Below are 21,155 nucleotides of genomic sequence, written 5' to 3'. Positions count from 1 at the left end.
CGCAGTGGAAGGACATCGCCTGATGGCACGCCTCATCGGTGTCGACCTGCCGCGCGACAAGCGCGTGGTCATTGGTCTCACCTACATCTACGGCATCGGCCGTACCCGCAGCGAGCAGCTGCTCGAGCAGACCGGCATCAGCCCCGACCTGCGCGTGCACGAGCTGAGCGAGGACCAGCTGGTCGCGCTCCGTGACGCGATCGACGGCCAGTTCCAGGTCGAGGGCGACCTTCGTCGTGAAGTGGCCGCCGACATCCGTCGCAAGATCGAGATCGGCAGCTACCAGGGCCGCCGCCACCGCGCCGGGCTCCCCGTGCGCGGTCAGCGGACCAAGACGAACGCGCGCACCCGCAAGGGCCCGAAGCGCACCGTTGCCGGCAGCAAGAAGAAGGGTAAGTAATGCCTCCGAAGGGCACAGGCGCCAAGAAGGTGCGCCGCAAGGAGAAGAAGAACGTCGCCGCGGGCCAGGCCCACATCAAGAGCACGTTCAACAACACGATCGTCACGATCACCGACCCGTCCGGTGCGGTGATCTCGTGGGCCTCTGCCGGCACTGTCGGCTTCAAGGGTTCGCGCAAGTCCACTCCGTACGCCGCGCAGATGGCCGCTGAGGCCGCCGGGCGCCGGGCGATGGAGCACGGGATGAAGAAGATCGACGTCTTCGTGAAGGGCCCGGGCTCGGGTCGCGAGACGGCGATCCGTTCCCTGGGTGCGGTCGGCCTCGAGGTCGGCACCATCCAGGACGTCACCCCCAGCCCCCACAACGGCGTGCGGCCTCCCAAGCGCCGCCGCGTCTGATAGCCCGGATCGGAGAGGAGAACACAGATGGCCCGTTATACCGGACCCCTGACCAAGAAGTCTCGCCGCCTGGGCGTCGACCTCGTCGGCGGTGACGCCGCGTTCGAGCGTCGCCCCTACCCGCCCGGCCAGCACGGCCGCGGCCGGGTGAAGGAGAGCGAGTACCGCACGCAGCTGCAGGAGAAGCAGAAGGCGCGCTACACCTACGGCGTCCTCGAGCGGCAGTTCCGCAAGTACTACGAGGAGGCGCACCGTCGTCCCGGCAAGACCGGTGACAACCTGCTCCAGATCCTCGAGTGCCGTCTCGACAACGTGATCTACCGTGCCGGCTTCGCCCGCACGCGTCGTCACGCTCGCCAGCTCGTGGTCCACGGCCACTTCCTGGTCAACGGCCACAAGGTCGACATCCCGTCGTACCAGGTCAGCCAGTACGACATCATCGACGTGCGGCCGAAGTCGCTCGAGACGACGCCGTTCATCGTGGCCCGTGAGACGTTCAACGCCGACTCCGTCCCCGCATGGCTCACCGCCGTGCCGGAGAAGGGGCGCGTCCTCGTCCACCAGCCGCCGGTGCGCGAGCAGATCGTCGTCCCGATCACCGAGCAGCTGATCGTGGAGTACTACTCCAAGATCTGATGCCTCGCCGGCCTGCCCGAGCCCGTGCTCGGGCAGGCCACCACCAGCCTCATTCACCGTGTCCGTCATATAGCGGGCGACGCGGAAAGGAACCCAGAACATGCTCATTGCACAGCGGCCGACACTGTCCGAGGACGTCGTCGACGAGTTCCGCTCGCGGTTCGTCATCGAGCCTCTCGAGCCGGGCTTCGGCTACACCCTCGGCAACTCCCTGCGCCGTACGCTCCTGTCGTCGATCCCGGGTGCTTCTGTCACCTCGATCAAGATCGACGGCGTGCTCCACGAGTTCTCGACGATCCCCGGCGTGACCGAGGACGTCACCGAGATCATCCTGAACCTCAAGAACCTCGTGGTCAGCTCGGAGCACGACGAGCCCGTCGTCATGTACCTGCGCAAGCAGGGCCCCGGCGACGTCACCGCAGCCGACATCGCGCCCCCGGCCGGTGTCGAGGTGCACAACCCTGACCTCAAGATCGCGACCCTGAACGACAAGGGCAAGATCGAGGTCGAGCTGGTGGTCGAGCGCGGACGCGGCTACGTGTCGGCGATCCAGAACAAGACCGGCGACGAGGAGATCGGGCGCATGCCGATCGACTCGATCTACAGCCCGGTCCTCAAGGTCACGTACAAGGTCGAGGCCACTCGTGTCGAGCAGCGCACCGACTTCGACAAGCTCATCATCGACGTCGAGACCAAGCGTTCGATCCTGCCGCGCGACGCCATGGCGTCGGCCGGCAAGACGCTGGTCGAGCTGTTCGGTCTCGCGCGTGAGCTGAACGTCGAGGCCGAGGGCATCGACATCGGCCCGTCGCCGGTCGACGAGGCGCTCGCCGCCGACCTCGCCCTGCCGGTGGAGGATCTCCACCTGACGGTCCGGTCGTACAACTGCCTCAAGCGTGAGGGCATCCACACGGTGGGTGAGCTCATCTCACGCAGCGAGCAGGACCTGCTGGATATCCGCAACTTCGGCTCGAAGTCGATCGACGAGGTGAAGGCCAAGCTCGCCGAGATGGGTCTGGGCCTGAAGGACAGCCCGGCCGGTTTCGACCCGAGCGCAGTCGTCGACAACTTCGGCGACGACGACGAGAGCTTCGCGGAGGACGAGCAGTACTGAGCCTGCGCTCAGTTGCTCTCCGCACTACTTCCCAGGAGACAAAGCAATGCCCACGCCCACAAAGGGTCCGCGGTTCGGCGGGAGCCCGGCGCACCAGCGCCTCATCCTCGCCAACCTCGCACAGAGCCTGTTCGAGCACGGCCGCATCACCACCACCGAGGCCAAGGCCAAGCGCCTTCGCCCGTACGCCGAGTCGCTGATCACCCGCGCCAAGGTCGACACGGTCGCCAACCGGCGCCAGGTCGTCAAGGTGATCCGTGACAAGGGCATCCTGCACGAGCTGTTCACCGAGATCGCGCCGAAGTACACGACGCGCCCCGGTGGCTACACGCGCATCACCAAGATCGGGCCGCGCAAGGGCGACAACGCCCCCATGGCCGTGATCGAGCTCGTCGAGGAGAAGGACTTCTCCGTCACGACGAAGACGCCGAAGAAGGCCGCGAAGGCTGAGGCCGCCCCGGTCGAGGCCCCCGAGAGCGCCGACGAGGTCAAGGACCAGATCGCCGCTGCCGACGAGGCCGAGGTCGAGGCGACCGCCGACGAGGCACCTGCTGCCGACGAGGCGACCGCCGACAAGGCCGAGGGTGACGCCGACAAGGCCTGACCCCTCACCGGTTCCCCACGAGGGCCGGCACCAGTCCCGTACGGGGCGGGTGCCGGCCCTCGTCTCGTGACCGGCGGGAGAGCCGAGATCGACGTGCAACGAGGCCTGCAGCACGGCCCGCGTGCCCCTAGGCTGCGGTCGTGCTCATCATCGCGATCATCCTCTTCGGCATGCTGGCCGGCGCTCTTGCCCAGCTCATCCTCGGACGCGGAATGTCCGGCATCGACTGGACCGTCGCCTTCGTCTCCGGGATCGTCGGGTCCTTCGTCGGGGGGCTGCTCGTCAGCCTTCTCGCCGGCGACGGGCTCGAACTCCGTCCCAGCGGGATCGTCGGCTCGGTCATCGGTGCCCTGATCGTCACGTTCGCGTGGCAGTGGTGGCGCGGCCGCGCGCAGACGAGCCACTAGCCCGAAGGAATCCCACGGGCACCTCGTGGCGTTGTCATGAGGTATGGCGTCTCCCAAGCTCTCGGTCCTCGACCTCGTCCCCGTCCGTACCGACCAGACGACCTCTGACGCGCTCGCCGCGACGACCGCGCTCGCGGGCGTGGCCGACCGGCTCGGGTTCACGCGCTACTGGGTCGCCGAGCACCACAACATGCCGGCGGTCGCGGCGACGTCCCCGCCCGTCCTGATCGCGATCCTCGCGGCGCAGACCGCGCGCATCCGCCTCGGATCGGGGGGAGTGATGCTCCCGAACCACGCGCCGCTCGCGGTCGCCGAGCAGTTCGCGCTGCTCGAGGCGGCGTACCCGGGCCGAATCGATCTCGGGCTCGGTCGCGCGCCCGGCTCCGATCCGGTGACCTCGTGGGCGCTTCGCGGTGCCGCGGGCCGCGACGACACGGACGTCCAGCAGTTCCCGCAGTACCTCGACGACGTGATGGCCCTGATGGACTCGACCGTGGGCGTCCGGGTTCCGATCCGCGGCGAGGACTACCGGCTCCGCGCGACGCCGAGCGCGACGTCGACGCCGCGTCAGTGGCTGCTCGGCTCTTCGACCTACTCCGCGCACCTCGCCGCCGCCAAGGGGCTGCCGTACGTGTTCGCGCACCACTTCTCGGGCCAGGGGACGGCTGAGGCGCTGGAGATCTATCGGCGCGAGTTCCAACCGAGCGTGCACACGCCCGAGCCGACGACGTTCCTCACCGTTAACGTGGTCGTCGCCGAGACGTACGAGGAGGCAGCCGCGCTCGCGATCCCCAACCTGCAGTCGATGGCGCGGCTGAGGACGGGCGCTCCGTTGGCGGCGTTGGACCTCGTGGAGGCCGCCGAGAAGCAGGAGCTGAGCGAACCTCAGCGCGCGATGGTCGAGGACGGACTGGTGCGCAACGTCGTCGGTGATCCGACGCAGGCCGCCGAGCGGATCCGTGCTCTGGCCGCGCAGTTCGACGTGGACGAGGTGATGGTGCACCCGGTTGCGTCCGCGTGGCACGGTGGCGACCCGCGGCGGTCCGTCGCCCGCGAAAGAACGCTCGAGCTCCTGGTCGCTGCGCTCGTCGACTGACCCAGGACAGGTCACGCTAGGACCATGGCCCTCGCCGTCTGCGTCCTGTTCGATGCGCGGACCGAGCGTAGGATCCGCGAGCTGTGGGCGCGCCTGGAGTCGCGTGGCGTGCACACCCTCGCGACCCACACGCACGGCCGGCACCACCCCCACCTCTCGTACGCGGTGCTGCGGGAGTGGGATCTGGAAGCCGTGCACCAGGCGGTGGACAGGCTTCCCGATGGTGGTCCGTTCACCTTGACGTGCCAGGGCACGCTCGCGTTCCCGCGCGGGCGTGCCGCGCTGGCGCCGTCACTGACTGCCGAGCTGGCGCGGCGCCAGGAGTCCGTCGTGGCGGCCGTACGGGCGACGGGCGCCGACCTGCACCGCAACTATGCCGAGGGGGCCTGGGTCCCGCACGTCTCCCTCGCGACGCGGGCCCCGGGCGCGCTCCTCCCGGTGGTCGTCGCGGCGGTCGCTGACGTGCTCCCGATGCCTCTCGTGGTGAACCGTGCCGCGCTCGTCGACAGCGGGACGGGGGAGACCGTCGTGCTCCCCCGCATCCCGTGACGCGCGTGTGCTCAGGCGGTGTCGCCGTTCTTGCCGGTCGTGACGCCCACGCCGTTGGCGGCCTTGTCGACCGAGCGGTGCAGGAGCGCCCCAAGGTCGAGACCTGTGGACGTCTTGAGCATCTGCAGGGTCTGGACGACGTTGTCGTTGACCTGCTTCGGCAACGCGCCCGCACCGTCGGTCGACAGGATCGTGAGCTGGTCGATCGCCGCGATCGGCGCGGCGACCTCCTTGGCGATCTGGGGGAGGACCTCGATGACCATCTGCAGCACGGCCGCGTCGTTGTAGCCGGCGAACGCAGCGGCGCGCTTGTCCATCGCCTCGGCCTCGGCATGGCCGATCGCGAGGGTCGCCGCTGCCTGTGCCTCGCCCTCTGCACGGGTCGCCTCGGCCTCGGCCACACGGCGAGCCTTCTCGGCCTCGCCTCGCCGCGCACCCTCGATGGCCTCGGCCTCGGCGAGCGCCGCACGGCGTGACTTCTCGGCCTCGCCGGACAGGCGGGCCTCCTCGGCGTTGGCCTCGGCGGCAGCGATGGTGGACGCCTTACGGCCCTCAGCCGCGGCGATCTCGGACGTACGCCGCGCCTCCGCCTCCTGCTCGACCTTGTAGCGCTCGGCGTCGGCAGGCTTGCGCACCTGGGTCTCGAGCTGGCGCTCGGTCAGGGCCGCCTGACGGACGGCGACCTTCTCCTGCTCGGCGAGGACCGCCTGGTCGCGATCGGCCTGGGCGAGCGGTCCGGCCGAGGCCGCGTTGGCCGCCGCGGCATCCGTCTCGGACTTGATCTCGGCCTGCTTGAGGGCGAGCGTGCGCTGGGCGATGGCGATCTCCTCCTCCGCCTTCAGGCTCGCCTGCTCGGCGGCCTGACGCGCTGCGGCCTCGGCGATCGCGGCGGTCTGGCGGATGCGGGCCGCCTCGGGGCGCCCGAGGTCCGACAGGTAGCTGCCGTCATCGGTGACGTCCTGGATCTGGAACGTATCGAGGATCAGACCCTGGCCCGTCAGGGAGTTCTCGGACTCGTCGGCGACGCGCTGGGCGAACGCGGCACGATCACGGATGATCTGCTCGACGGTCAGCCCGCCGACGATCGAGCGCAGCGCACCTGCCAGCACCTCCTGCGTGAACGGCTCGATGTCGCCCTGCTGGGAGAGGAACCGCTGGGCGGCGAGCCGGATCTGGTCGGCATTGCCCCCGACCTTGACGATCGCCACGCCCTCCACGTTGAGCTTGATGCCCTGCCCGGAGACTGCGCCGCGGATCTGCACGGAGATGCGACGGCTCGACAGGTCCATCGTCGCGAGCTTCTGGACGAAGGGGATGACGAACGTGCCGCCGCCGAGGATCACCTTCTGGCCCGAGAGGTCGGTCGTCAGTGCGCCCGTCTCGGGGTTGAGGACGGCCTTGCCCTTGCGCCCGGTCACGATGAAGGCCTGGTTGGGGCCGGCGACCTTGTAGCGACTGGTGACCAGCAGCAGGAGGAGCACCAGGAGGACGACGAAACCGGCCACGGGGACGAGCACGGAGGAGGACACGGCGGGGGCCTTTCGGGAAGGGTTAGGCGATCTCGTCCCACACGGGGGCCACGATGACTGCCGTCGGCGACAGGACTTCGGTGATGTGGACCTCGGCGCCGGCGTCCAATGGGCGCACGGAGCGGGCGTTGAGCTGGAGGGTGTGGCCGCCGACGGCGACCCGGACGAGCCCGTAGCCGTCGGCGGGGACCTCGGACACGATGCGCCCGCTGCGGCCGATGCTGTCGGCGACCGACGGCGTCGCATCGCTCCCGCCGCCTCGCACCAGCCCGGTCAGCCATCCGGCGAACCAGGCCACGAGGACACCGGAGACGACGGCGACGGGAAGACTGACGAGGAGCCGGAGCCCCAGCCCGTCGGCCAGGGCGCCGCCGAAGCCGAAGGCGGCGACGAAGCCACCGATGACGGCGCTCGAAAAGACGTCGCCCGGCAGCCCGTCGGTGAGCCCGTCGAACAGGTCGCCGACCAGCAGGGACACCGCGAGCAGCGCGAGGCCGAGCAGGCCGAGGATCACGTAGACGGTCACGTCGAGGGACTCCGTACGTCGGGGGCTTCGCTGGAGCGTAGTGCATGGGGGATCGTGGATACCGGCTTGACGGAGAGCGGACACTGGGGGACGTGACCCACGTCGATCTGTCCGGAATCCGCTACGACCTCCCAGACGGGAGAGTCCTGCTGGACGACGTCTCGTTCCGGGTCGGGGACGGTGCCGTCGTGGCGCTCGTCGGGGCCAACGGCGCGGGCAAGACGACGCTGATGAAGATCATCACCGGCGAGATCACGCCGCACGCCGGTACCGTCGCGCGCAGCGGTGGTCTGGGGGTGATGCGCCAGATGGTGACGCGACACCCCGACGGCTCCCACCTCGAGACCGTGCGCGAGCTGCTCCTCTCCGTCGCGCCGCCGCGCGTGCGCCTTGCCGCCGCGCGCCTCGACGAGGTGGAGCTGGCACTCATGGAGCACGACGACGAGGCGACCCAGATGCGCTACGCATCTGCTCTCGCCGAGTACGCCGACGCCGGTGGCTACGAGGTCGAGGTCACCTGGGACGCCTGCTGCACCGCCGCGCTGGGGATCTCGTACGAGCGGGCGAAGTGGCGCGACCTGTCCACGATGTCCGGCGGCGAGCAGAAGCGCCTCGTGCTCGAGGGTCTGCTCCGCGGCCCCGACGAGGTGCTGCTCCTCGACGAGCCTGACAACTATCTCGACGTGCCCGGCAAGCAGTGGCTCGAGAGCCAGCTCGACGCCACCCAGAAGACGGTGCTGTACGTGAGCCACGACCGCGCCCTGCTCGCGAACACCGCGACCCGGATCGTGGCGCTCGAGCTGGGGGCGGCCGGGAGCACGACGTGGACGCACCCCGGCGGGTTCGCGACCTACCACGAGGCGCGCGCGGCCCGTTTCGCCCGGCTCGAAGAGCAGCGCAGGCGCTGGGACGAGGAGCACCACAAGCTGCGCGAGCTGATGCTCATGTACAAGAACAAGGCGGCGTACAACTCCGACATGGCCGCGCGCTATCGGGCGGCTCAGACGCGGCTGCGCAAGTTCGAGGAGGCGGGCCCGCCGGAGGAGGTCCCGCACGAGCAGAACGTCGCGATGCGCCTGACCGGTGGTCGTACGGGCAAGCGCGCGGTGGTCTGCGAGGACCTGGAGCTCACCGGACTCATGCGGCCCTTCGACCTCGAGGTCTGGTACGGGGAGCGGGTCGCCGTGCTCGGATCGAACGGGTCGGGCAAGTCGCACTTCCTGCGCCTGCTCGCGGCCGGAGGCACCCGGCCCGACATCGAGCATGCGCCGGTCGCCGGGTCGGACGGCGACGCGGTCGCGTCCGTCGCTCACACCGGGTTGGCGCGTCTGGGCGCCCGTGTGAGGCCGGGGCTTTTCGTGCAGACCCACACCCATCCCGAGCTCGTCGGCCGCACCCTGCTCGAGATCCTGCACCGAGGCGAGGTCGATGCGCGGGGGATCGGGCGTCGCGGGATGGGACGCGAAGAGGCGGCCCGCAAGCTGGACCGCTACGGCCTGGCCCGCTCTTCCGAGCAGACCTTCGACTCGCTCTCGGGCGGTCAGCAGGCCCGCTTCCAGATCCTGCTGCTCGAGCTCTCAGGGGCGACGCTGCTCCTGCTTGACGAGCCGACCGACAACCTCGACGTCGAGTCGGCGGAGGCGCTCGAGGACGGCTTGGAAGCATTCGACGGGACCGTCCTCGCGGTGACCCACGACCGATGGTTCGCACGCCGGTTCGACCGGTTCCTCGTGTTCGGGGAGGACGGCACGGTCTACGAGAGCGACGAGCCGGTGTGGGACGAGGGTCGGGTCGCGCGCGAGCGCTGATCAGGCCGTACGGCGCGCGTGCGCGAGGTCGTCGGGCGCCAGCGCGACGAGAGCCTCGTCGGTGGCGAGGTGCAGCACCTCGAGGGGCAGGCGGACGAAGCGGCCGGCGTCGAGCAGCGCGCGGGCCCATGCGCGGTCGTCCTCGGTGATCCCCGCCCGCCCAGGACGCGTCAGCAGGACGGCGAGCGATCCGTCGGGCGCGCCGTCGTCGACGAGGCTGCGCGCCTGTGCGAGGAGCTGGCGGACGCCGGCGGGGTCGGGGGAGGTCGGGCACTCGTCGATCTTGACGAGGGGCGGCACCATGCGGCGGTCGACATCGACGCAGGCGAGCCACAGGGCGCGGCGGGAGAAGCCGAGCTCACCCATCAAGGCGCACCACCGCTCGTGGAGCGCACGCTGGTCGGGCATCGGGTCGTCGGGGGAGGGGAAGGTGGGATCGCTCATGGCCCAAGCCTGCCGCGATCGTGCGCGACGCCGCGGAGCTTATCCACAGGCCTTCGTCCGAGGCGGTCCTGAGCTCAGCCGCGGCGTACGAGGAGCACCCGGAAACCCTTGGCGCTCGCGGCCTTCTCGGTCGGCCAGCCCTGGTCGGCGAGCCAGCGGGCGAGGGAGTCGGCACCGAGGTTCTTGCCGACCACCAGGCGAGCGACGCCGTCCTCGGCGAGCCGGGGGAGCCAGGTGAGGAGCAGCGCGTGGAGCGCCTCCTTGCCGATCCGGATCGGCGGGTTGGACCAGATCTCGTCGAAGGTCACCGTGGCCGGCACGTCGCTGGGAAGGGACGCGACGACACGGTCGGCGACCCCCGCACGCGCCGCGTTGTCGCGGGTCAGCGTCAACGCGCGGGCGTTGGTGTCGACGGCGTGCACCGTGCACCCCGGGACCTCCGCGGCCACGGCGCACGCGATCGGTCCCCACCCGCACCCCAGGTCGAGCACCGTGCTCGCATGGTCGGGAGGGTCGAACGTCTTCAGCAGCACCGCCGTCGCCTTGTCGAGCCCGTCGCGCGCGAAGACCCCGGCAGCGGTGGTGAAGACGTAGTCGTGGTCCCAGATCCGCGCGCGGACGTCGCGGCGCTCCTCGGGGCCCGAGGGAGACGCGTCGAAGTAGTGCTCAGTCATCCTCGGGGCTTTCGATGGTCCCGCGGAACTGGCGGCTCTCCTGGGCGCGGTCGGCCAGCTGCGAGTCGGCCGGGTAGACGACCTCCTCGAGGGTGAGTCCGTGTGCGGGCATCACCTTGACCCGGGAGTCGCGGACCTTGGCCTTGAGGACCCTCGTCATCCAGGCAGGCTCGTTGCGTCCTTCGCCGACGGCGGTGAGTGCGCCCATGAGCGAGCGCACCATCGAGTGGCAGAACGCGTCGGCGACCACGGTCGTCTCGACGATGCCGGTGTCGGTGCGTCGCGTCGTCAGCTGGATGAGGCTGCGGATCGTGCTCGCGCCCTCCCTGCGACGGCAGAACGCGGCGAAGTCGTGCTCGCCGAGGATGCCGACGGCTGCGTCGTTCATCGCCGAGATGTCGAGTGGCTTGTGGTGGTGGACGACATGGTTGCGGAGCAGCGGGTCGGGCCCGGTGGGGCCGTCCCAGATGCGATAGACGTAGCGGCGCCGCAGCGCCGAGAAGCGTGCGTCGAACCCCACGGGCGCCAGGCGCGCCGACCGGACGACGATGTCGTCGGGGAGCACCCGGTCGAGGCGACGGACCAGGTGGGTCTCGTCGGTCTCGACGTCGTCGGGGAGGTCGACGTGCACGACCTGCCCGCGGGCGTGGACGCCGGTGTCCGTCCGTCCGGCCACCGTCAGGCGTGCCGGCTCGTCGAGTCGGAGGACGAGCGTGAGCGCGTCCTCGATCGACTGCTGCACCGAGGGGAGCCCGGGTTGGGTGGCCCAGCCACGGTAGGCCGCACCGTCATAGGCGAGGTCGAGTCTCCAGCGCACCTGATCAACCTATCGAGCGCGTCAACCCGTGACGTCGGCGGTGGGTGCGCCGACCTCGAGCACCAGCTTGCCGGTGTTCACTCCCGCATAGAGCCCGAGCAGTGCCTCCGGGAACGCCTCGACCCCTCCAGCAAGAACGGTCTCGCGGGCCACGACCGTGCCGTCGGCGATCCAGCGGCCGATCTGCTCGCGGGCCTCGGAGTAGCGGTCCTCGTAGTCGAACACGACGAACCCGGTCATCGACGCCCGGAAGACGAGCAGCGACATGTAGCGGCTCGGCCCCGGCGGGAGCGTGGTCTCGTTGTACCCGAGATCGCACCGCAGATCACGACGCGCGCGCCGCGGCGCAGGTTGGCCAGCCCGGCGTCGAGGGTGTCGCCGCCGACGTTGTCGAAGAAGACGTCGATCCCGTCGGGAGCGACGTCACGCAGTCGCTTGAGGACGTTCACAGGCTTTGAATCGTGCACAGCCTTGTAGTCGATCACGGCGTCGAAGCCGATCGAGGTCAGCCAGTCGCACTTGTCTGCGCCGCCGGCGATGCCGATGACGGTGCAGCCCAGGGCCTTCGCGATCTGCCCGACGATGCTGCCGACGGCGCCCGCGGCACCGGAGACGAGCACGGTGTCGCCGGCGCTCGCGCGGCCGACGTCGAGCAGCCCGAAGTACGCCGTCATCCCCGGCATCCCGAGGGCCCCGAGCCACGTCGGCGTGCCGGCGACGGCGGGGTCGACGAGGACGAGCCCCTCGCCGTCGGAGAGGGCGTACTCGGTGACGCCGAAACTGCCGGTGACGGTGTCACCCACCGCGTACGAGGGGTGCTGGGACGCGACGACGGTGCCGGCGGCGCCCGCACGCATCACCTCGCCGATGCCGACCGGCGGGACGTACGACCTGACGTCGTTCAGCCAGCCGCGCATCGCGGGGTCGAGCGAGACGTGGCTGACGGCGACGACGAGCTCACCGGGCCCGGGCTCCGGCAGGTCGGTTGTCGTGAGGTCCCAGGTCTGCGGGCCGGGGTAGCCGACCGGGCGCTCGCGCAGGCGTACCTGGCGGCTCGCGTACGGGCCTGTGCTCGCGGGCTTGCTTGTGGACGTCTCGGTCATCGACTCCTCCTAGGCCGGTGGCTCACGCCACTGTAGGCGGGCGGGAGAGACGCCGAAGGGCGCCCCCCGACGTGCGGGAGGCGCCCTTCGTGGACGTCGTGGACGGCGTGGACGCTCAGGCCCAGCGCTCGCTGCTCGACGGGAAGACCAGACCGCGCTCGCCGGTGTAGATCTGCTTCGGGCGGGCGATCTTCTGCTCCGAGTCGTTGACCAGCTCGAGCCACTGTGCCAGCCAGCCGGCCGTGCGCGGGATCGCGAACAGCACGGTGAACATCTCCGGCGGGAACTGCAGCGCCTCGTAGATGAGGCCCGAGTAGAAGTCGACGTTGGGGTAGAGCTTGCGCTTGACGAAGTACTCGTCCTCGAGCGCGATCTTCTCCAGCTCGACGGCGATCTTGAGGAGCGGGTTGACCCCGGTGACCTCGAAGACGTCGTCGGTCGCCTTCTTGATGATCGTGGCGCGCGGGTCGTAGTTCTTGTAGACCCGGTGGCCGAAGCCCATCAGCCGCTCGTTGCCGGCCTTGACACCCTCGATGAAGGCGGGGACGTTGCTCACGTCGCCGATGCGGCGCAGCATCTTGAGGACGGCCTCGTTGGCGCCACCGTGCAGCGGGCCGTAGAGCGCGCCGATGCCGGCCGAGACCGCCGAGTAGGGGTCGACCTGGCTCGAGCCGACCGAGCGCACCGCGTTCGTCGAGCAGTTCTGCTCGTGGTCGGCGTGGAGGATGAAGAGCACCTCGAGCGCCTTGACGAGACGCGGATCGGCCTCGTACTTCGCCTCGCTCATCTTGAACAGCATCGCGAGGAAGTTCTCGGCGTACGACAGGTCGTTGTCGGGGTAGACGTAGGGCTTGCCCTGCGCGTGACGGAACGACCAGGCACCCAGTGTCGGCATCTTGGCGATCATGCGGACGATCTGGAGGTGGCGCGTCTCCGCGTCGTGGATGTTGCGGGCCTCGGGGTAGAACGTCGAGAGGCCACCGACCGCCGAGAGCAGCATGCCCATCGGGTGCGCGTCGTAGCGGAAGCCCTGCATGAGCGACTTGATGTTCTCGTGCACGAAGGTGTGGAACGTGATGTCGTGCACCCAGGAGTCGTACTGCTCCTTGGACGGCAGGTCACCGTTGATCAGCAGGTAGGCGACCTCGAGGAACGACGACTTCTCGGCCAGCTGCTCGATCGGGTAGCCCCGGTACTCCAGGATCCCCTTCTCGCCGTCGATGAAGGTGACGGCCGAGCGAGTGCTGGCGGTGTTGGTGAAGCCGGGGTCGTACGAGGCGATCCCGGGCTCGTCGTCGCTGACCCGGATCTTGCCGAGGTCGCTCGCCCGGATCGTCCCGTCGACGATCGGGAGCACGTACTCCTTGCCGGTCCGGTCGTCGCGGACGGTCAGGGTCTGGCCATCAGCCGAGGGCGTGGCGTCTGTCACGAGGAGGTCTCCTTGCGCCGTGGCGTGCGCACCCTGTGCTGGTACGCAGCTCGAATCGGGGTCCTCGGGGGTGTATCGGACCCCCTCTAACTTATTGCTTCGCGCAAGGGTGCGTGCATCCGGGTCCGTCAACAGGTCCCGGAACAGGGCCTCGGGCGTCGGGTGCTTGGGGCTCGAGGGTACCCTGGAGGTGGCACGTCCGGCGTACGGCGTGCCGCCGTCTGGTCGGTCGGACCCGACGGGAGGGATCGCGGTTGCGAACCCTCCCTGGAGGGGCCGTTTTGACCGAGCGTGTGACGGCTGGGTATTCTTGTACGTCGTTGTGCCTGCAGGTCTTTTCGGACCGTGCGCAGGCACACCACCAGTCCCCATCCATACGAAGGTAGAACAGCGTGCGCACGTACAGCCCGAAGCCTGGTGACGTCGACCGCCAGTGGCACGTCATCGACGCAGAAGACGTGGTGCTCGGACGACTTGCCGTCCAGACAGCGACCCTGCTTCGCGGCAAGCACAAGCCCACGTTCGCTCCGCACATCGACAACGGTGACTTCGTCATCATCGTCAACGCGGAGAAGGTCGCCCTCTCGGGCAACAAGCGCGAGGACAAGCTCGCCTACCGCCACAGTGGCTACCCGGGTGGTCTGAAGCAGATCGCGTACGGCGACCTGCTTGACAAGGACCCGCGCAAGGCCATCGAGAAGGCAGTCTGGGGCATGATCCCCAAGAACCGCCTCGGCCGCGCGCTCATGAGCAAGCTGAAGGTCTACGCCGGCCCGGAGCACCCGCACTCCGCGCAGCAGCCGAAGACCTTCGATATCAAGCAGATCGCCCAGTAGGCCCAGGAAGTAGTGAGGATCAACGTGGCTGAGTCCAGCACCGAGACCGTCGAGACCGACGAGTTCGCCGCCAACGCCGAGGGCGTTGCTTACACCTCCGAGACCGCTCCGAGTGCGGAGTCGGCGGCACGTTCGTCGATCATCGCGCCCTCTGCTGCCACCGGCCGTCGCAAGGAGGCCGTCGCTCGCGTCCGCCTCGTGCCCGGCACCGGCGCATGGACGGTCAACGGCAAGCCGCTCGAGGAGTACCTCCCCAACAAGCTGCACCAGCAGATCGCCAAGGAGGCCTTCGCAAGCACCGGTCTCGGTGAGAGCTTCGACGTGATCGCTCGCGTCTCGGGTGGCGGCATGACCGGTCAGGCCGGCGCGCTGCGCCTCGGCGTGGCCCGCGCGCTGAACGCGGTCGACGAGGAGTCGAACCGCGCCACCCTCAAGAAGGCCGGGCTGCTCACGCGTGACGCCCGCGCCAAGGAGCGCAAGAAGGCTGGCCTCAAGAAGGCCCGCAAGGCGCCTCAGTACAGCAAGCGCTGACGGCGGCAGGGCCTTGGGTCGGATCTTCGGAACCGACGGCGTCCGGGGGGTCGCGAACACCGACCTCACCGCAGAGCTCGCTGTCGACCTGGCTGTGGCAGCAGCCCACGTGCTGGGTGAGACGGGTGCCTTCGCCGATCAGAGGCCGACCGCAGTCGTGGCTCGCGATCCTCGCGCCTCGGGAGAGTTTCTCGAGGCCGCGGTGGTCGCGGGCCTTGCGTCTGCGGGGGTCGACGTGCACCGGCTCGGTGTGGTGCCGACCCCGGGAGCCGCCTATCTGACGTCCGCGCTCGCCGCGGACATGGGCGTCATGATCTCCGCGAGCCACAACCCGATGCCCGACAACGGCATCAAGTTCCTGGCGCGCGGGGGGCTCAAGCTCGACGACGCCCTCGAGGACGTCATCGAGCGCACCCTCGAACAGCCCTGGCAGCGCCCGACCGGTGCCGCTGTGGGCCGTATCGGCGACAGCCCGACGGCGCTGCGCACGTACGAGCGCCATCTGGTGCAGGCGGTCGGCCAGCGCCTCGACGGGCTCCGTATCGTCCTCGACTGCGCGAACGGCGCGGCGAGCGAGGTCGGCCCCCAGGCGTTCCGCGAGCTCGGGGCCGAGGTCGTGGCGATCCATGCCGAGCCCGACGGCCTCAACATCAACGAGGGGTGCGGGTCCACTCACCCCGAGGCACTGCAGCGGGTGGTCATCGAGAGCAGTGCTGACGCTGGCTTCGCCTTCGACGGGGACGCCGACCGCTGCCTCGCCGTGGACGCGTCCGGCGAGCTCGTCGACGGGGACCAGATCCTCGCCATCCTCGCCCTCACGCTCAAGGAGCAGGGGCGGCTCGTCAACGACACCGTGGTGGCGACCGTGATGTCCAACCTCGGCTTCGTGCAGGCGATGGACGCCGCAGGTGTCACCGTCGTGCAGACGGCGGTCGGTGATCGCTATGTGCTCGAGGCGATGCGTGCCAGCGGCTTCAACCTCGGTGGCGAGCAGTCGGGGCACGTCATCATGAGCGACCACGCGACGACTGGTGACGGCGTCCTTACCGCGCTCTCGATCGCCGCTCGCCTCGTGTCCTCGGGCCGCACCCTCGCTGATCTCGCGGCCGTCATGCGGCGGCTCCCGCAGGTCCTCGTGAACGTTCCCGGCGTCGACAAGTCTCGCGCGACCACCGACGTCGACGTCGCAGCCGCGGTGGCCGCGGCGACGGCCGAGCTGGACGGGTCCGGGCGGGTGCTCCTGCGCCCCTCCGGCACCGAGCCGCTCGTCCGCGTGATGGTCGAGGCCGCCACGAGCGCCAAGGCCGACGAGGTGGCGCGGCAGCTGGCGGCAGTCGTCGGCAAAGCGCTCGCGCTCTGACGTCGCCGAAATTGCCGCGCGCCTCGTGCTGCTGTCCGCCTACGGTGGTGGGGTGCGCATCGAGGAGGTCGACCCGTTCGACGACGCCGCGCTGGAGGCGTTCCACGCTCACCAGGCGCGGGTGGTCTCCGACCCGTACGACCTGGTCTGGACCCTTGAGGAGACCAGGGTCCGTGCTCGGCTGAGCGACCCGTGGGTCGAGCGTCGGTATGTGTGGGCGCGCGCGGACGACGGCGCGGTGGTGGCCACGGCGGAGCTGGAGCTGTCGCTGCGGGACAACACCGACAGCGTGTGGGCAGACCTCCGTATCGACCCGCGGCGGCGCGCCGAGGCCGGATCCTTCGTCGAGGACCTCAAGCACCGCACCCGCCTCGCCGGGCGCTCGCGGCTGGAGGCTGAGGCGCGCTGGGCACCCGAGGAGTCCGGCAGCCCTGACGCGGAGCTGCTGCGGGTGCACGGATTCCGGCTGGGGATCGTCGAGGCGCAGCGGGTGCTCGACCTGCCCGCCGACGACGAGCATCTCGCTCGGCTCGCGACACGCGCAGCGCCGCACCACGCGTCGTACGCGCTGCGGACGTGGGTCGGCCCGGTCCCTGAGGATGTGGTGGACGCGTATGCCGCGCTGCGCTCGGTGATGGCCGTCGAGGCGCCGTCGGGGGAGATGGGGTGGGAGGCCGAGGACTTCCCGCCTGACCGGGTCCGGCACGAGGAGCGAGAGTTCGCCGCGCAGCAGCGCACGTCGGTCACCACCGTCGCCGTCCAGGAGGACGGCACGGTCGTCGGGCACAGCCAGATCGTGGTGCCGGGGACCGACCCAGTGAACGCGTTCCAGTGGGACACGCTGGTGCTTCCCGCGCACCGCGGCCACCGCCTGGGCCTCGTGATGAAGGTGCGCAACCTGCGCGCGGCCACGCCGGCGCTCGGCGACCGGTCGCTGCTCCACACCTGGAACGCCGCGGAAAACGCGCCGATGATCGCGGTGAACGAGACGATGGGCTTCCGGCTCGTCGCCTGCACCGGCGCGTTCCGCTGCGACCTGTGACCTGGCGGGGATCCTCAGGCGTCGACGGCGGCGGACGCCCGGTCGCGGACGAGATAGCGCGTCAGCACGACGCCCCACGCTGCGGCGATGAAGAACATCACGAGCCCATACATCGCGCCGGGGATCGAGATCTCGGTCTCGTCGAGGACCTCGACGGCCACGTAGATTGCGAGCGTCGCGTTGTGGACGCCGATCTCGAACGACGACGCGATCGCCTGGCGCTCGGTGACCCCGGCCCAGCGGGGGACGAGATAACCGACGGCGAGGCTGAGCACGCAGAAGAGGGCGGTGACGGCACCGATCTTGGCGGCGTAGTCACCGACGTTCTCGCGCTGGTCGACGAGGATGCCGATCACGAGCACGGCGAGGATCACCGCTGAGGCGATGCGGACCGGCTTGTCCATCCGCCCGGCGAACGCAGGGCGCACCCCGTGCACGAGCATGCCGAGCGCGACCGGCAGGAGGACGATCGCGAAGACCTCGAGGACCTTCGTGAACTGCAGGGACACCGTGTTGTCGGCGTCGAAGTAGGCGATGGCGAGGTTTGTGATCAGGGGCAGTGACACGATCGCGATGATCGAGTTGATCGCCGTCAGCGAGACGTTGAGCGCGACATCGCCCCGGAACAGGTGGCTGTAGAGGTTGGCGCTCGTCCCGCCCGGCGACGCGGCTAGCAGCATCATGCCGACGGCGAGCAGCGGTGGGAGGTCGAACAGCAGGACCAGGCCGAAGCAGAGGGCCGGTAGCAGCAGGAGCTGGCACGACAGGGCGACCACGACGGCACGGGGGTGACGACCGACCCGGCGGAAGTCGTCGATCGTCAGCGAGAGGCCGAGGCCGAACATGATGATGCCGAGGGCGATCGGTAGCCCGACGGTGCTGAGCGCGGAGTCCATGGCGGACACCCTAGGGGTGAGATGTATCACACCGCGAGGGCGGGGCTGGTCTCAGAGCTTGCGCAGACGGATCCAGCGCACGGAGTGGTCCGCGTCCTTGCGCAGCACCAAGGTCGCGCGGCCCCGTGTCGGCTCGATGTTGTCCTTGAGATTGGGCCCGTTGATCGAGTCCCACAGCAGCGCCGCCTGCGCCATCGCCTGCTCCTCGTCGAGCGCGCCGTAGCGGACGAAGTAGGAGTCCGGGTTGCGGAACGCGGTCTCGCGCAGCCGCAGGAAGCGTTCGGCGTACCAGCGGCGGATGTCCTTGCGTGCTGCGTCCACGTACACCGAGAAGTCGAAGAAGTCGCTGATCGCGAGACCGGGGCGTCCGTCGCCGCGGGTGCGGGCCGGCTGGAGGACGTTGAGGCCCTCGATGAGGACCACGTCGGGCCGGTTGAGGGTGACCACCTCGTCGGTGACGTCATACGTGAGGTGGGAGTAGACCGGGGCCTCGACGACCTCGCGTCCGGACTTCACGGCCATCACGAAACGCAGCAGCGCCTTGCGGTCGTACGACTCGGGGAACCCTTTGCGCTCCAGCAGCCCACGGCGCTCGAGCTCGGCGTTGGGCAGCAGGAAGCCGTCGGTGGTGACGAGCGACACGTTGCTGTGTGCGTCGTCCTTGGCCAGCAGCTCGCGCAGGAGCCGCGCCGTCGTCGACTTGCCGACTGCGACGGAGCCGGCGATCCCGATGACGTACGGCGTCCGCTGCGGCTGGGGGCGGCGCAGGAACGCCTCCGTCGAGCGGTAGAGCTCACCCGCGTACCGGACCCGCATGCTGATCAGGCGTGCGAGGGGCACGTAGACCTGGCGGACCTCCTCGAGGTCCAGCTCGTCGCCGAGACCGCGTACCTTGTCGATCTCGGTCTGGGTGAGCGGTTGGGGCGCGTCACCGGCGAGATCCGCCCAGGCACGTCGTTCGAGCTCGACGTACGGCGAGGTGTCGCTGGAGCCCGGCTGCGTGACCGACATGTTGCCCATTGTTGCCGTCGGCCCCGCGGGACCTGTCGGTACCCTGGAGATCATGTGTGGAATCGTGGGTTATGTCGGTGAGCGCTCGGCCCTTGACGTCGTGCTCGGTGGGCTGCGACGACTGGAGTATCGGGGGTACGACTCCACCGGGGTGGCGCTGGTCGTCGACGGTGCGATCGCGTCGTCGAAGAAGGTCGGCAAGCTCGCGAACCTGGACAAGGAGCTCGCGGAGCACCCGCTCCCGATCTCGACCACCGGCATCGGCCACACCCGCTGGGCCACGCACGGCCCGCCGAGCGACCGCAACGCCCACCCGCACGTCTCGGGCGACCGTCGGGTCGCCGTGGTCCACAACGGCATCATCGAGAACTTCGCCGACTTGCGTACCGAGCTCGAGGCGGACGGCTACGAGTTCGTCTCTGACACCGACACCGAGACCGTGACCCACCTCCTGGACCGCGAGCTGCGGGGCGACGCCCCCGACCTCACCGAGGCCGTACGCCGCGTGTGCGGCCGCCTCGAGGGCGCGTTCACGCTGGTCGTCGCCGACGGAGCCGATCCCGACCGCGTCGTCGGTGCGCGCCGCAACTCGCCGCTGGTCGCCGGGCGTGGGGACGGCGAGAACTTCCTCGCCTCCGACGTCTCGGCCTTCATCGAGTTCACGCGTTCGGCCGTCGAGCTGGGCCAGGACCAGGTCGTGACCATCTCGCGCGACGGCATCGACGTCATCGACTTCGACGGCAGCCCGTCGCCGGTCACCGAGTACCACGTCGACTGGGACGCGTCTGCCGCCGAGAAGGGCGGCTACGAGTGGTTCATGCTCAAGGAGATCGACGAGCAGCCACGCGCCGTCGCCGACACCCTGCTCGGACGCCATGACGCCCAGGGCCGGCTGGTGCTCGACGAGATGCGGCTCTCCGACGATGAGCTGCGCGCCGTCGACAAGGTCATCATCATCGCCTGCGGCACGTCGTTCTACGCCGGCATGGTCGCGAAGTACGCGATCGAGCACTGGACGCGTGTTCCCTGCGAGGTCGAGCTGGCCTCGGAATTCCGCTACCGCGACCCGATCGTCGGCAGGTCGACGCTGGTGGTGGCGATCAGCCAGTCCGGCGAGACCGCCGACACCCTGCAGGCGATCCGCCACGCACGTCAGCAGGGCTCGAAGGTGCTCGCGATCTGCAACACCAACGGCTCGACGATCCCGCGCGAGTCGGACGCCGTGATCTACACCCACGCAGGTCCGGAGATCGGGGTGGCCTCCACGAAGGGCTTCCTGACCCAGCTCGTCGCCTGCTACGTGCTCGGGCTCTACCTCGCCCAGGTCCGGGGGACGAAGTTCGGGGACGAGATCGCCTCGACCGTCGCCGAGCTCGAGAAGCTCCCGGCGGGCGTCCAGGCGCTGCTGGACCGCGCCGGCGAGGTCCGCACGCTCGCCCGCGACCTCGTCGGGCACCGGACGTTCCTCTTCCTCGGCCGCCACGTCGGCTACCCGGTGGCGTTGGAGGGTGCCCTCAAGCTCAAGGAGCTGGCCTACCTCCACGCGGAGGGCTTCGCGGCCGGTGAGCTCAAGCACGGTCCGATCGCCGTCATCGAGCCGGGGCTCCCCGTGTTCGTCGTCGTGCCGCCCCGGGGACGCGACCAGCTCCACGAGAAGGTCGTGAGCAACATCCAGGAGATCCGCGCCCGTGGCGCCCGCACCGTCGTCCTCGTCGAGGAGGGTGACTCCTCGATCGACGCATACGCCGACTTCGTGATCCGGCTGCCGAAGGCTCCGACGCTGCTGCAGCCAGTCCTCGCGACCGTCCCCCTGCAGCTCTTCGCCGCGGAGCTGGCCTCGGCGCTCGGGCACGACGTGGACCAGCCCCGCAACCTCGCCAAGTCCGTCACGGTCGAGTAGCGGGGGTCGACGGCCGTCGCGGTCGTCGCGGGTCCCACCGTGGGA

General features: G+C 69.7%; 24 protein-coding genes. 14 read left to right on the top strand and 10 right to left on the bottom strand.

Features of this window, described 5'->3' with window-relative positions:
- The first annotated feature begins 22 nt into the window (after positions 1–22).
- From rpsM to H4N58_RS16420, 8 genes are all read left to right on the top strand, one after another.
- Positions 23–400, top strand: coding sequence for a 30S ribosomal protein S13 (gene rpsM / locus H4N58_RS16455; RefSeq protein ID WP_167005639.1), 378 nt, complete (start codon positions 23–25; stop codon positions 398–400).
- Positions 400–798 carry a 30S ribosomal protein S11 gene (gene rpsK / locus H4N58_RS16450; protein ID WP_167005636.1) on the top strand — a complete coding sequence of 133 codons (399 nt, stop codon included), beginning with the start codon at positions 400–402 and terminating at the stop codon, positions 796–798. Before rpsM ends, rpsK begins: the two co-directional genes overlap by 1 nt.
- Positions 799–825: 27 nt before the next feature.
- Positions 826–1,434 carry a 30S ribosomal protein S4 gene (rpsD, locus tag H4N58_RS16445; RefSeq protein ID WP_167005633.1) on the top strand — a complete coding sequence of 203 codons (609 nt, stop codon included), beginning with the start codon at positions 826–828 and terminating at the stop codon, positions 1,432–1,434.
- Between the two features lie 100 nt (positions 1,435–1,534).
- The gene (locus H4N58_RS16440) at positions 1,535–2,548 is read left to right on the top strand and encodes a DNA-directed RNA polymerase subunit alpha (protein WP_167005630.1); all 1,014 of its coding nucleotides are present in this window, start codon (positions 1,535–1,537) and stop codon (positions 2,546–2,548) included.
- Positions 2,549–2,594: 46 nt separating this feature from the next.
- Entirely contained in the window at positions 2,595–3,152 is a 558-nt protein-coding gene (gene rplQ / locus H4N58_RS16435) for a 50S ribosomal protein L17 (RefSeq protein ID WP_167005627.1), read from the top strand.
- Between the two features lie 140 nt (positions 3,153–3,292).
- Positions 3,293–3,559: a GlsB/YeaQ/YmgE family stress response membrane protein gene (locus H4N58_RS16430; protein ID WP_167005624.1), complete on the top strand. Its 267-nt coding sequence runs from the start codon at positions 3,293–3,295 to the stop codon at positions 3,557–3,559.
- Positions 3,560–3,602: 43 nt separating this feature from the next.
- Positions 3,603–4,655: an LLM class flavin-dependent oxidoreductase gene (locus tag H4N58_RS16425; RefSeq protein ID WP_167005622.1), complete on the top strand. Its 1,053-nt coding sequence runs from the start codon at positions 3,603–3,605 to the stop codon at positions 4,653–4,655.
- A gap of 24 nt (positions 4,656–4,679) precedes the next feature.
- Positions 4,680–5,204, top strand: a complete 525-nt coding sequence (locus H4N58_RS16420) for a 2'-5' RNA ligase family protein (RefSeq protein WP_167005619.1) — start codon at positions 4,680–4,682, stop codon at positions 5,202–5,204.
- Positions 5,205–5,215: 11 nt separating this feature from the next.
- Here the strand turns inward: H4N58_RS16420 and H4N58_RS16415 are convergent, their stop codons facing one another.
- Both H4N58_RS16415 and H4N58_RS16410 read right to left on the bottom strand, forming a co-directional pair.
- The gene (locus tag H4N58_RS16415; RefSeq protein ID WP_208322435.1) at positions 5,216–6,733 is read right to left on the bottom strand and encodes a flotillin family protein; all 1,518 of its coding nucleotides are present in this window, start codon (positions 6,731–6,733) and stop codon (positions 5,216–5,218) included.
- 22 nt (positions 6,734–6,755) lie between these two features.
- Complete coding sequence (locus tag H4N58_RS16410) at positions 6,756–7,259, bottom strand: NfeD family protein (protein WP_167005616.1); 504 nt, start codon at positions 7,257–7,259, stop codon at positions 6,756–6,758.
- A 92-nt stretch (positions 7,260–7,351) separates the two neighbouring features.
- Between H4N58_RS16410 and H4N58_RS16405 the strand changes: the two genes are divergently transcribed.
- On the top strand, positions 7,352–9,067 hold the full coding sequence (locus H4N58_RS16405) for an ABC-F family ATP-binding cassette domain-containing protein (protein WP_167005614.1): 1,716 nt from the start codon (positions 7,352–7,354) through the stop codon (positions 9,065–9,067).
- Here the strand turns inward: H4N58_RS16405 and H4N58_RS16400 are convergent, their stop codons facing one another.
- From H4N58_RS16400 to H4N58_RS16380, 6 genes are all read right to left on the bottom strand, one after another.
- Positions 9,068–9,511, bottom strand: coding sequence for a hypothetical protein (locus H4N58_RS16400; RefSeq protein WP_167005612.1), 444 nt, complete (start codon positions 9,509–9,511; stop codon positions 9,068–9,070).
- A gap of 74 nt (positions 9,512–9,585) precedes the next feature.
- Complete coding sequence (locus tag H4N58_RS16395) at positions 9,586–10,185, bottom strand: class I SAM-dependent methyltransferase (protein WP_167251636.1); 600 nt, start codon at positions 10,183–10,185, stop codon at positions 9,586–9,588.
- Positions 10,178–11,002, bottom strand: a complete 825-nt coding sequence (gene truA, locus H4N58_RS16390) for a tRNA pseudouridine(38-40) synthase TruA (protein ID WP_167251638.1) — start codon at positions 11,000–11,002, stop codon at positions 10,178–10,180. Before truA ends, H4N58_RS16395 begins: the two co-directional genes overlap by 8 nt.
- Positions 11,003–11,023: 21 nt before the next feature.
- Positions 11,024–11,269 (bottom strand): hypothetical protein, encoded by a 246-nt coding sequence (locus H4N58_RS20460; protein ID WP_208322938.1) that lies wholly within the window; start codon positions 11,267–11,269, stop codon positions 11,024–11,026.
- Positions 11,239–12,105, bottom strand: a complete 867-nt coding sequence (locus H4N58_RS16385) for an NADP-dependent oxidoreductase (RefSeq protein WP_208322939.1) — start codon at positions 12,103–12,105, stop codon at positions 11,239–11,241. Before H4N58_RS16385 ends, H4N58_RS20460 begins: the two co-directional genes overlap by 31 nt.
- 115 nt (positions 12,106–12,220) lie before the next feature.
- Positions 12,221–13,534: a citrate synthase gene (locus H4N58_RS16380; RefSeq protein ID WP_167005604.1), complete on the bottom strand. Its 1,314-nt coding sequence runs from the start codon at positions 13,532–13,534 to the stop codon at positions 12,221–12,223.
- A gap of 392 nt (positions 13,535–13,926) precedes the next feature.
- Between H4N58_RS16380 and rplM the strand changes: the two genes are divergently transcribed.
- From rplM to H4N58_RS16360, 4 genes are read left to right on the top strand one after another with little or no spacing between them, the layout of a single operon-like run.
- Positions 13,927–14,370, top strand: coding sequence for a 50S ribosomal protein L13 (gene rplM / locus H4N58_RS16375; RefSeq protein WP_167005602.1), 444 nt, complete (start codon positions 13,927–13,929; stop codon positions 14,368–14,370).
- A 24-nt stretch (positions 14,371–14,394) separates the two neighbouring features.
- A complete protein-coding gene (gene rpsI, locus H4N58_RS16370) occupies positions 14,395–14,901 on the top strand; it encodes a 30S ribosomal protein S9 (protein ID WP_167005600.1) in 507 nt (168 codons plus the stop codon).
- A 13-nt stretch (positions 14,902–14,914) separates the two neighbouring features.
- Complete coding sequence (gene glmM / locus H4N58_RS16365; RefSeq protein ID WP_167251639.1) at positions 14,915–16,261, top strand: phosphoglucosamine mutase; 1,347 nt, start codon at positions 14,915–14,917, stop codon at positions 16,259–16,261.
- 52 nt (positions 16,262–16,313) lie between these two features.
- Positions 16,314–17,303 carry a GNAT family N-acetyltransferase gene (locus H4N58_RS16360; RefSeq protein WP_167251640.1) on the top strand — a complete coding sequence of 330 codons (990 nt, stop codon included), beginning with the start codon at positions 16,314–16,316 and terminating at the stop codon, positions 17,301–17,303.
- A gap of 14 nt (positions 17,304–17,317) precedes the next feature.
- On the opposite strand, the gene H4N58_RS16355 is transcribed toward H4N58_RS16360, so the two are convergent.
- Together H4N58_RS16355 and coaA are read right to left on the bottom strand one after the other, a co-directional pair.
- Complete coding sequence (locus tag H4N58_RS16355) at positions 17,318–18,199, bottom strand: bile acid:sodium symporter family protein (protein ID WP_167005591.1); 882 nt, start codon at positions 18,197–18,199, stop codon at positions 17,318–17,320.
- Between the two features lie 51 nt (positions 18,200–18,250).
- On the bottom strand, positions 18,251–19,210 hold the full coding sequence (gene coaA, locus H4N58_RS16350; RefSeq protein ID WP_370465451.1) for a type I pantothenate kinase: 960 nt from the start codon (positions 19,208–19,210) through the stop codon (positions 18,251–18,253).
- A 52-nt stretch (positions 19,211–19,262) separates the two neighbouring features.
- Between coaA and glmS the strand changes: the two genes are divergently transcribed.
- Positions 19,263–21,110, top strand: coding sequence for a glutamine--fructose-6-phosphate transaminase (isomerizing) (gene glmS / locus H4N58_RS16345; protein WP_167251641.1), 1,848 nt, complete (start codon positions 19,263–19,265; stop codon positions 21,108–21,110).
- The last annotated feature ends 45 nt before the right edge of the window (positions 21,111–21,155 follow it).

Source organism: Mumia sp. ZJ1417 (assembly GCF_014127285.1).
Classification (GTDB): Bacteria; Actinomycetota; Actinomycetes; order Propionibacteriales; family Nocardioidaceae; genus Mumia.
Note: the sequence above shows the minus strand (reverse complement) of the source record. Positions and strands in the feature narration are given on the sequence as shown.

Excerpts from the sequence above, each read along its gene's own strand:
- rpsM (WP_167005639.1), top strand. The coding sequence starts at position 23 with ATGGCACGCCTCATCGGTGTCGACCTGCCGCGCGACAAGCGCGTGGTC.
- rpsK (WP_167005636.1), top strand. The coding sequence starts at position 400 with ATGCCTCCGAAGGGCACAGGCGCCAAGAAGGTGCGCCGCAAGGAGAAG.
- rpsD (WP_167005633.1), top strand. The coding sequence starts at position 826 with ATGGCCCGTTATACCGGACCCCTGACCAAGAAGTCTCGCCGCCTGGGC.
- H4N58_RS16440 (WP_167005630.1), top strand. The coding sequence starts at position 1,535 with ATGCTCATTGCACAGCGGCCGACACTGTCCGAGGACGTCGTCGACGAG.
- rplQ (WP_167005627.1), top strand. The coding sequence starts at position 2,595 with ATGCCCACGCCCACAAAGGGTCCGCGGTTCGGCGGGAGCCCGGCGCAC.
- H4N58_RS16425 (WP_167005622.1), top strand. The coding sequence starts at position 3,603 with ATGGCGTCTCCCAAGCTCTCGGTCCTCGACCTCGTCCCCGTCCGTACC.
- H4N58_RS16420 (WP_167005619.1), top strand. The coding sequence starts at position 4,680 with ATGGCCCTCGCCGTCTGCGTCCTGTTCGATGCGCGGACCGAGCGTAGG.
- H4N58_RS16400 (WP_167005612.1), bottom strand. The coding sequence starts at position 9,511 with ATGAGCGATCCCACCTTCCCCTCCCCCGACGACCCGATGCCCGACCAG.
- H4N58_RS16395 (WP_167251636.1), bottom strand. The coding sequence starts at position 10,185 with ATGACTGAGCACTACTTCGACGCGTCTCCCTCGGGCCCCGAGGAGCGC.
- H4N58_RS20460 (WP_208322938.1), bottom strand. The coding sequence starts at position 11,269 with ATGTCGCTGCTCGTCTTCCGGGCGTCGATGACCGGGTTCGTCGTGTTC.
- H4N58_RS16385 (WP_208322939.1), bottom strand. The coding sequence starts at position 12,105 with ATGACCGAGACGTCCACAAGCAAGCCCGCGAGCACAGGCCCGTACGCG.
- H4N58_RS16355 (WP_167005591.1), bottom strand. The coding sequence starts at position 18,199 with ATGGACTCCGCGCTCAGCACCGTCGGGCTACCGATCGCCCTCGGCATC.
- coaA (WP_370465451.1), bottom strand. The coding sequence starts at position 19,210 with ATGTCGGTCACGCAGCCGGGCTCCAGCGACACCTCGCCGTACGTCGAG.
- glmS (WP_167251641.1), top strand. The coding sequence starts at position 19,263 with ATGTGTGGAATCGTGGGTTATGTCGGTGAGCGCTCGGCCCTTGACGTC.